The 9,661-nt window shown below is 59.6% G+C and carries 8 protein-coding genes; 2 read left to right on the forward strand and 6 right to left on the reverse strand.

The genetic code is table 11. The features are described from left to right. Positions 1–14: 14 nt before the first annotated feature. Positions 15–2,240 carry an HD domain-containing phosphohydrolase gene (locus tag U9R81_RS10610; RefSeq protein WP_322495430.1) on the reverse strand — a complete coding sequence of 742 codons (2,226 nt, stop codon included), beginning with the start codon at positions 2,238–2,240 and terminating at the stop codon, positions 15–17. Beyond that, complete coding sequence (locus U9R81_RS10615) at positions 2,206–3,255, reverse strand: sensor histidine kinase (protein ID WP_322495431.1); 1,050 nt, start codon at positions 3,253–3,255, stop codon at positions 2,206–2,208. Before U9R81_RS10615 ends, U9R81_RS10610 begins: the two co-directional genes overlap by 35 nt. Before the next feature lie 174 nt (positions 3,256–3,429). Between U9R81_RS10615 and U9R81_RS10620 the strand changes: the two genes are divergently transcribed. After that, on the forward strand, positions 3,430–4,044 hold the full coding sequence (locus U9R81_RS10620; protein ID WP_322495432.1) for a WD40/YVTN/BNR-like repeat-containing protein: 615 nt from the start codon (positions 3,430–3,432) through the stop codon (positions 4,042–4,044). 7 nt (positions 4,045–4,051) lie between these two features. On the opposite strand, the gene U9R81_RS10625 is transcribed toward U9R81_RS10620, so the two are convergent. Genes U9R81_RS10625 through U9R81_RS10640 form a run of 4 tightly spaced genes read right to left on the reverse strand, consistent with a single transcriptional unit; the run spans position 4,052 to position 7,626 of the window. After that, complete coding sequence (locus tag U9R81_RS10625; RefSeq protein ID WP_322495433.1) at positions 4,052–5,677, reverse strand: McrB family protein; 1,626 nt, start codon at positions 5,675–5,677, stop codon at positions 4,052–4,054. Next, on the reverse strand, positions 5,677–6,342 hold the full coding sequence (locus tag U9R81_RS10630; RefSeq protein WP_322495434.1) for a hypothetical protein: 666 nt from the start codon (positions 6,340–6,342) through the stop codon (positions 5,677–5,679). Before U9R81_RS10630 ends, U9R81_RS10625 begins: the two co-directional genes overlap by 1 nt. A gap of 40 nt (positions 6,343–6,382) precedes the next feature. After that, complete coding sequence (locus tag U9R81_RS10635; RefSeq protein ID WP_322495435.1) at positions 6,383–7,327, reverse strand: hypothetical protein; 945 nt, start codon at positions 7,325–7,327, stop codon at positions 6,383–6,385. Continuing rightward, positions 7,324–7,626: a hypothetical protein gene (locus tag U9R81_RS10640; protein WP_322495436.1), complete on the reverse strand. Its 303-nt coding sequence runs from the start codon at positions 7,624–7,626 to the stop codon at positions 7,324–7,326. Before U9R81_RS10640 ends, U9R81_RS10635 begins: the two co-directional genes overlap by 4 nt. 874 nt (positions 7,627–8,500) lie before the next feature. Between U9R81_RS10640 and dnaX the strand changes: the two genes are divergently transcribed. Then, on the forward strand, positions 8,501–9,661 hold a 1,161-nt coding region (gene dnaX, locus U9R81_RS10645), incomplete at its 3' end, for a DNA polymerase III subunit gamma/tau (RefSeq protein WP_322495437.1).

Raw genomic sequence — 9,661 nt, forward strand, 5'->3', positions numbered from 1 at the left:
CGCCCGTCGTTTCTTCACTTCATTATATCATTGCTGCCCATCTCGGCGATGACCTGCTCGAAAACTTCCACCACCCACGGATCAAAGTGGCGACCGGCTTGTTCGCGGATATACGCCAGCGCCCGTTCCCTCGACCACGCGGCCCGGTAGGGCCGGTCGCTGGTGAGGGCGTCGTAGACATCAACCACGGCGAAGATGCGCACCGCCAGCGGGATCTCCTCGCCGCGCAGACCGCGCGGGTAGCCGGTGCCGTCCCATTTTTCGTGGTGGCACCACGGAATATCGAGCGCCGGAGCAAGAAAGGCAATTGGGCGCAACAGTTCGACGGCGAGTGTGGGGTGGGTGCGCATAATTGCCCACTCCTCGTCGTTGAGCGGGCTAGGCTTGAGCAAGATCGCGTCGGGAATGCCCATCTTGCCGATGTCGTGCAACAGCGCGCCGCGGCGCACGTGCAGCAACTCTTCCTCGCTAAAGCCCATGCGCGCAGCAATCCGCACTGTCAATTCGGTTACGCGGCGCGAATGGCCTTCGGTCTCGCGGTCACGCAGATCGAGCGCCCGTGACCAACCTTCAATCGTTTCATCATACGCGGCGCGCAATTCGGCATTCGCTGCGCGCAATTGCTCGAAGAGATCGGTGTGGTGCAGCGCGTTGGCGAACAGCTCGGCAATGTCGTTCAGCAAATCCAGCTCGGCTTCGCTCAGCGGTGTTGCTCGCTGCAACAACAATACCCCCACCAAGCGATTTGCGGCGTACAATGGCACGCCGATCACTGTCTTGCCGGTTGCACTGAGCAGGTCTGCGACCGAGATCGGGCCGCTGACGCGCCGAAACCGATCGCTCAAGCTAGCCAGCACCGCAGGTTGTTGTCTAAGCGCGGCGAGACAACTCAGCGCACTATCAACATGCAATATGCCGTTATGTGGTCGCAAGAGGGCAAGGCTTTCGGCAGCAAATGCCTCGCGCACCTGCCCTAGGAGGATGGGCGTCAACTCGGCCCGCGATTGCGCCGGGCGCAGAGCTGTTCCGATTGCTGCTAAGGTAGCGCGACGTTGCTCACGGGCGACTTGTTCAGAGATGTCTTGTTTGATAGCAATAAAGCGGCTGATCACGCCGTTCTCGTCAGTGACCGGCGTAATCGTCATCTCTTCGTGGTAGAGGCTGCCATCTTTCCGCCGGTTGATCAGCCGGCCCCGCCATGGGTTCTTGGCCAAAATCTGATTCCAGAGCGCGGTGTAGAAGGCGCGATCTTGCTTGCCAGAACGCAAAAGGCGGGTTGATTGGCCGATCGCTTCGGCTGCTTCGTACCCGGTCAGAGTGGTAAAAGCCGGATTAACCCACTCGATTATGCCGTTACGGTCAGCGATCACGATGGCGTTAGCGGCATCGTTGAGCGCTTGGGCTTGCAGCCGGAGGCGCTCGTTTTGCTGATGGAGTTGGGCGCGGTAGTGGGCGTTTTCTATCGCGATCGGCAATTGGGCGAGAAAGCCTTCCCGTTTGATAATATAATCGACCACGCCGAGCCGTAATGCTTGTAAGGGAAACTCCTCGTTGCCCGGCTGGGCTATTACAATGATCGGCTGCGCCAGCCGGTGGAATTGGATCAATTCTTTCACTAGATCGAGCACGGCCAAGCGTGGTTGCGCGCAGTCGATCAGCACGAGATCACCTGCAGGATGGCCCCGGGCCAAAGCGTGCAACAACGCGCGCTGGCTACGCACCGGCACACAGTGCAGGTGGGGCGCGGTACGTTGTAGATAGTGGATCGTTGCTTCGCCGTCGGTCGCGCCGAATTCAACGTAGGTGACAGTAATCGTCCGGCTGCGCCGCGCTTGCTGGGAATGAAAACGCTGGCACGCCTGCTCGATGATCGCGCCGATCCGGTCGAGGTAGTCATTGTGCTTGATGACATAATCATCAGCGCCGGCTTTCAGTGCGCTGATCACCATGTGATCGCCGCCGCCGCCTGTCAGGATAATCACCGCTAGCGGCAGATGGTGAGACCTAATGTAGGCGAGCAGATCGATGCCATCGCCATCACGGAGGTGTAAGTCGAGAATCACCCCATCGTAGGATGTCGCAGTCGTTGCTAAGCTGTTGAGATGTGCGTATGCAGCTTGATACGAATCGATATGTTTGATCTTGACGTTAGCATCGTGCAGCAGCATCGCGCGCCGGAAGAGATCGGCGTCAAAGGGATTATCTTCAATCAATAACAGATGCAGGTGATGCGGTGGCATACGGGATCTCCAAATAAAACGTTGCGCCGGCGCCGGGGCTGCTCTCGGCCCAGACCCGTCCGCCCATGCGCTCAATTGCTTTTTGCACGATAGCTAACCCAATTCCAGAACCGGGATACGCATCTTGGGGGTGCAAGCGTTGAAAAATAGCAAAAATGCGCTCGTGATGGCGCATGTCAAACCCGATTCCGTTATCTTTGACCCATAATCGCACTGTATCGCCCATGGCTTCGGCGCCAATTGCCAGCCGCGGTTGGGGAACGTGGGCCGTAAATTTCAGCGCGTTGTCGATCAGGTTGCGTAGCGCCAAGGTGATGCCGATCTCGTCGCCGCGCATCACCGGACAGCGAATATCTTGTTCGATGGTGATGCCGCGTGTCTCGATTTGATCAGCATGCATGGCCAAAATCTCTTCGATGATGGCGGCAAGGTTAATCTCGGCATATTCCAGCACTTTGCGTTCAATGTGGGTATAGGCAAGTAAATCGTCAATCAGTTGGTTCATTTGGGTGGTTGCCGTGCGAATGCTATTGAGGCATTGTTTGCCGTCATCGTCGAGCCGTTGGGCATGAAAGCGCAAGAGGAGTTGGCTATAGCCTTCAATCACGCGCAGCGGCGCTTTGAGGTCGTGAGAGATCGTTGCGGTAAAGGTTTCAAGCTCTTGATTAATCTGGCTCAATTCGGCATTTGCAGCCTGCAATGGCGCGGTGCGTTCGGCGATACGCTGTTCGAGCGAGGCATTGAGCGCGCGGAGTTCGTCGTTGATGCGCTGGTATCGTTTGAGCGCGCGCCATCGTTCCCATCCCAGCCAACCGGCCATTGCCAGCACAAACAGCCAGCCCTTGGCCGTCTGCCAGCCGGTCAAGCTCTCTATATCGCTGATCATAAGCGTGAGGAGCCTGTCAGAGAAGGAAATCCATGCTCCGGCAATGATCGTGTACCAAACCGCTAATCGCAGCGCGCTTGGCGCCGGATCGGCGCTCTGCCAAAGCTGGCGCAGATGTACGAGCGACATAATCTCATCCCGCAGTGATTGTGTAGCGAGCAACTAGATGGAACCGTCGAACGGGGATGCGCTCTAGCTTGAGATACTCTATCATCATATCACATTGCATCATGCAATGCTATGCTACAATCGCGTATGGTTGCGCAGCATGCGCCAGTGTGACAGTATGGCGAAGGAGGCGGCATGGCAAAGGCTGGAGTGCTTTATGTTGGCACCGATAATGGTCTGTACATCTTCAGTGATCCGGGTGGCGCGGGCCGCTGGCGCTTGTTGCCCGATATGGCATTGTCCGGCGAGCAGGTGTTCGCGCTGGTGGCTGCCGATTCGCTGAGTTTAGTGGTGGCGACGAAGCAGGCCTTCTTGCGCAGTGATGATGGTGGCCGGCAGTGGCGCGAGGCCGATGCCGAGGATCGGGTGTTGTTTAATTTTCTCGCCAGTGATCGTCTGCCGGTAGCGACCGTGCAGGGAATGGGTGTCTGGCGCGATGCCGATTTGGGGGTGCCGGACGCGTGTTTGTTGGCGGTGCTGTCGGGGAAGCAGGAGGTGTTGTTAGCCGCAGTCGCTGAGGGCACGCGCGTTATGCGCAGCGAGGACGGCGGCAAAACGTGGCAGGAAGTGACCGGTGCATGGCAAGGCGCGCTCAGCGCGTTTGCGCCGAGCACCTATCATATTGATGTGGTGTGGGCCGGTACCGATACCGGCCAAATCTGGCGCAGCGATGATCGCGGGCGTACGTGGCAACAAGTGGGCAGTGTCCCCTCGCCAGTGCGTTGTCTCGCCGCGGTGCGGGTGGCGTGACGCCGGATCAGCCGTAAAAGTCGGTATACCCCTCGCGATCAAGCCGGGCTAGCATCTGTTCGAGCCGGGTTGCGCTGCGCGGGAGCCTTCCTTCACAAAGCGCGTGTAACCCGCGCAGCGCCTGCCGGAAGCGCGGGGTGTCGTCGCCGCGCAGGCGCGGCAAGAGGCGCTGGAGCATCTGTACGTCTAGCGCCTCGAATGGACTCATACTGCTGGCTTGTTCGATGAAGCGGAGCGTTTCACCCAAAGCCCGATACCCGGCTGGTTTTCCTGCCGCTGCCATGTGGGTCTGGATCGCGGCCAGCATCTGCCAGATCTGGTCGTCGATCGCTCCTTGATACACAGCGCGGAAGCGGTTAAGATCAAAGTTCCCTAGTTCGATCAAGTTGGCCCGATCGAGCACTTTGTCGCTGAGCAAGAAGGTGCTTTCATCGACATTGACAGTACCGATCAGGCGCAGATTGGCCGGCAAGCGCAGCGGATTCCGCACCGCGCCGCCGCCGGCTAGCGGCGTTTCGGCCAGCGGGGTGCCGAGATCAATCAACCCCTCGGCAGTCTCCATCGCCGAGAGGATCGGGGCTAGATAGTATTCGGGCCGGGCCAGATTCATCTCGTCGAGGCAGACGATGTAGGTTTGATCAGGGTCAGCGGCGGCCTTAAGCGCGTGACGCAGAAATGCGGTCGGCTGGTAGAGACCAGTGAGCGTGTTGTAGTATCCGAGCAGATCGCGGGCGCTGTGCCAGTCAGGTTGCACCGCAACCAGCAGGTAGATCGGGTTGGGGTGGCCTTCCACCACTCCGATCAGCGCATCGGCGTACAGCCGGGTGAGCCACGTCTTACCGCTGCCGCTCGGCCCAGCCAGAATCACGAGTGGTCGCGCTTGCACCGCCAGATGAAACGCTTCCAGTATGCGTTCATCAATCACCATGCCGCGCCGGCGAATCGTGGCAGCGATCTGCTCGAATGGCGGCAATCCGGCGTGATAGCGTTCAGGTGTCTCGCGCAACGTGTGGGTCGTCGCCAGCTCGATCTCGGCCAGCTCCATCAAGGCTTCATTGAGCGGCAGCAACGCGCAGAGATCATCGATCAACCGTTCGTCGGACGGCAGGTTATCCCAAGGATAGACAAAACCGGCCCACAGATATTGAGCTTGCCGTTGCGCCAGATAATGTTCGATCCAGCGCATGCCCGGCGCGGGCGGGCGGCGGCTGGCAAACCGCGCCTGCCCTTCCGCACCGATCCGGTCGATCAGCGCCTCCCACAACGGGCGCGCTTCGCGCCAGAGCCGGGCCAGTTGCGGTCGCCGGATGCCCCACAGTTGTAGGCCCACCGTGACCGTGCGTTCAACCCCGCTCACCGTCAGCATAACGCCGGCCCCACGCGGTGGCCGGTCGAACGCGAACCAATAGTCTTCGATCGGATCGCGCCGCCCCTTGCCGCGATCAAGCGCTCGCCGCGCCTTGAAGCTCAATTCGTACAGCGGCCACTGTCGCGGCAAAAGCGCTGCCGCCCGTTCGGCGGCGCGGTTGGCCAGCGCCAGCATTTCGGGGTGCAACCAGCGTTGCACCGCTTGCCAGCGCTCGCTCACGCCGGGTTGGAACAGGGCTTGCAGCGCAGAAGGCGAAAATGGCATCAGGCAGTCGGTGGTCGCAAATAAAACTGCGGATCAAGCCCCGGCTCAGGATCGCTCGGCGTTGGCGGAAAGACCGTTGCTAACCGCGGCAGGATCTCGCGCAGTTCGCCGCTCATCGCCGCAATTATCTCTTCCACCGCCTCAGCCTGCAATCGTTCCACCGGGAAGAGCCGGGTCACGGTTAATTGCGTCAGTGTGGACGCTTGTTCACTGCTTAGGCGGAGAACGCCGTTGATCGCGAAGTTGTCCTCGATGTCAGCATGGCGCGCAAAGAGATCGAGGATCTTGGCGGTTACATCCTCAAAATCTGCTGCCTGCTGTTCGTTATCGCTCAGCGGCAGAAAATAGGTCACGTCAAATGCCATTGAGCTAGCGCGCCGCATCGTGCGCAGCCGTTCGGCGACAATCTGGTTGAGCGCATCAATGATGGGTTGGCCGTGCAATGAGGCAATGGTCAGCTCCGCTGGCCAGTGGATGCTCACCACGGCGCGTAACGGCGGTTGCGCCCATGCGCCGGTTTTATCGGTATTCGGCGGCAAACAGGCCACGTGCAGGCTGCGTCCCAAGGTGTGAACGTCAAGCAGTTCTTGGGTGTGGACGATGTTGATCTGGTGTTGCTCGAGGCTTTCGATCAACAGGGCAATCAATTGCTCGTAGGTGAGCATAGGGCATCCTCTGGCACAGACGGGTGGTACTGGTTTAACATTATACCACCGGTGATGTTCCAGTTTTGATCGGTTTGACCCCGCCGTGCCGGCCAAGCCCGAACCCGATCCGGTAGATGTCAGGCATGTTGATGCGATTGTCGCTCGTGAATTCAACAATGCCAAGGTGAAACAAATGGTTTTTGATGCCGCTCCATCCGTGATCAATCCATAGTGGCGGCAAATAATCTCCGCCAAGATCAGCCGGCCCATTCGGAAAGCGTTCTTGCCAGCTCGCTGTGATCGTCTCAATCGGGCAAGGTACGGATAGGCCGTGGAGCGGCGCCATCAGTTTTGTGCCCCACGGGTAATCCTTGGCTATTTCATCCACCCGAACCTGTGATGCTTGTGGCACGCCGCGTTTGATGCTTTCGTAATGGAGCGGGTAGGGATAGTTTGGATAGCGCTCCGAGTCTTCAGCCGCCGCTCGAATCGCGGCCAGAAAGGAACGCGGCGATACCCACCCTGCGCCATCAGCTAAGTGATTGACCAACCACTCATAAGGCTCGCCCCGCCAGCTATCTTTGCCCATCCGATCGCCGGCTAGAGCGGCAAACAATCGACGTTGCAGATATACATCAGTTTTCACTTCATTGCTTAATAGCCAAACGCCATCCTCAGCGCGGGCGGGCTGGCCGGTGATGCGGGCATAAAGGTCGCGCAGCACGGCGCCGTACTCGTGATCGGCGTTACAGAACCGTTGCCAAAGCGGGCCATGCAGATCGTAGCGATCCCACCTTAATCCAGCACTCTTGACTGTGAGTTTCGCCACATCGGGGAAGCTCCTCAAATCCAAGCGATAGAGTTGATCCCCGCGCAGAAAGATTTTGGTATGCAACCGTTTAAACTCGATCAACCACAACACCACGCGCAAGAGGTCGAAGACGATTTGGTTCACCGTGTTCCAGTCGGTGCTAGTGCGGTCGAGGTCGTCGAAGACGATCAACCCGTAACGCTGCTCGCTGCTAGGCGCTGGTCAGCCGCCTGCGCGATGCGGGCCAACGCTTCCGGGTTTTGGCGCACCCAAGCAACCGTCTCGTGCCAACAAGCTGCCGGCACATGCTCGCCGGTGAGCTTTGCCAGCCAGCGGGCACCCACCGCGCGCCAGATATCGTACGGGGTGGCCGCCTGTTTGAGCAGTTCGGCCAGAATGTCGCGGCTGGGGTAAGCGTCCACATCGGCTGCCGCAGCGAAGCCGATTGATACCGCCGCTTGGGCAAGTTTGGGTTCAACTTGACCGATCACGGTACGTAATGAATCAGTGACAAGGGCTGCCGTCCAGAAGACTTCCCCTCTCCGCTCATTCCCTGTACGAGCCGATATTCTAAACGGAGCGCGTCTTTATGCCATATCGGCACATACAAGAAGCATCGTTCTGGAACAGCGCTATATGTTATCGGCAAGGCCGCGATGATCGCTTCCCGAATGCGTTGCGGATCAGTCATATCGTTGTGTGGTGCCGCTGTCAATGCTTTTCCTAATGCCATCAATTAGTGGGCCAAAGGTATATTGCACTTCGCTGTAGTCTACTTTCCCAAGACGTCCTTGAAGTGATTGAATCGAGGCCCAGCCGCGATTCCACCGCACGGCCCACGGTGCATGCGGAACGTCTTCATCGGCCACGTCAAAACTCCATACAGTGCCGCGCGTGCGCGTCGAGAAAGTCAGTCTGAATCGTGGTGTCTACTGTTGCAGTTGCGGTGTTTGTCTGCCTTATCATACCGTGCCATTGTGCTTGGTGCGTATGGCGATCAAGTATGCTAGGGATCAGAAGTGCTGTCCGCCCGTGAACCCACTAGGGTGGGAGAGGGGCGCTGCTGCGTTCCGCTGTAGCAATGTCGTTGCCGCCAATCCGGCGGCTCCGCCTCTCTCGCCGTGAGGTGGGAGAGGGGGCCGGGGGGTGAGGGCGCAACGCCAAGCCACCAAGCGAGCAACGCCGCACAGGATTCACACGCACAGGCGGGTTTGGGTGATAGCCACAAAGATATTCAAACCATGTTTTGTGCCTTTTGCGTCTTTTCGTGGCTATTCAGCCCGCGCAGCGAGCTTCTAATAAATATGCTGTCCGCTCGCCTCTGGTATAATACCTGCTGCTGACCAACCGACACCCGAAAGCGCGATGGCAGTTCAGTCACTCTACCGCAAATGGCGTTCCCAAACCTTTGCCGAGCTGGTGGGGCAAGAGCATGTGGTGCAGACGCTGCGCAATGCGATTGCCGAAGACCGGGTCGGCCATGCCTATCTCTTCACCGGCCCGCGTGGCGTCGGCAAGACGACAATGGCCCGCTTGCTCGCCAAGGCGGTGAACTGTCTCCATCCCGATCCGGCGGCGCGCCCGTGCGGGACGTGCGAGATGTGTACGGCGATCGCCGAAGGCCGCGCGGTTGACGTGATCGAGATGGATGCCGCTTCCCACACCAGCGTGGAGGATGCGCGCGAGATTATCGAGCGGGTGCAGTTTCGTCCCAGCGTCGCTCGCATGAAGGTCTATATCATCGACGAAACCCACATGCTTTCGACCGCGGCGTTTAATGCCCTGCTCAAGACGCTCGAAGAGCCGCCCGATCACGCCCTCTTTATCCTCGCCACGACCGAAGTGCATAAGGTGCCGGCGACGATTTTGTCGCGCTGCCAACGCTTTACCTTCGTCCGCCATAGCGTGACGTCGATGGCGGCCCATTTGCGCCGGATTGCCGCCGCCGAGGGGATCGCGCTGGCCGATGGCGCTCCCGAAGCGATTGCCCGCGCTGCAACCGGCAGTATGCGCGATGCGCTCGGTATTCTCGAACAGTTGGCTTCGTTCGTCGAGGGGCCGATTACCCTGCACCATGTGCAGAGTCTGCTCGGTATGACCGCTGCCGCCGAGGTAGATGCGTTGATTGCGGCCTTGCTCGCCGCTGACCTGACCGCTGCGCTGCGCGCAGTCAATGCGGTGGCGAATCAGGGCGCCGATCTGCGCCAGTTTGCCCGCGATCTGGTGGAACGGCTGCGCGCGGTGATGTTGCTCAAGGCGACCGGCGATCGCGCGCTGCTCGATCTCGGCGACGATGAGGCGGCGCAGTTGGCGCAGTGGGCGCAGCAGGCCGAGATGGCGGTGCTGGTGCAGTGGGTGAAGCTGTTTAGCAATCTCGATTACCAGTTGCGCACCACGCCCTACGGCCATCTGCCGCTCGAAGTAGCGGTGATCGAAGCGTTGCTCGTTCCTGCCCCCGCGGCCCAACCGGTAGCGCCGCGTCCGCAGCCGGCCCGGCCCCAGCCAAGCGCGCCAGCCGTCGCGCCG

The sequence above is a fragment of the Chloroflexus sp. genome, assembly GCF_034435895.1.
Classification (GTDB): Bacteria; Chloroflexota; Chloroflexia; order Chloroflexales; family Chloroflexaceae; genus Chloroflexus.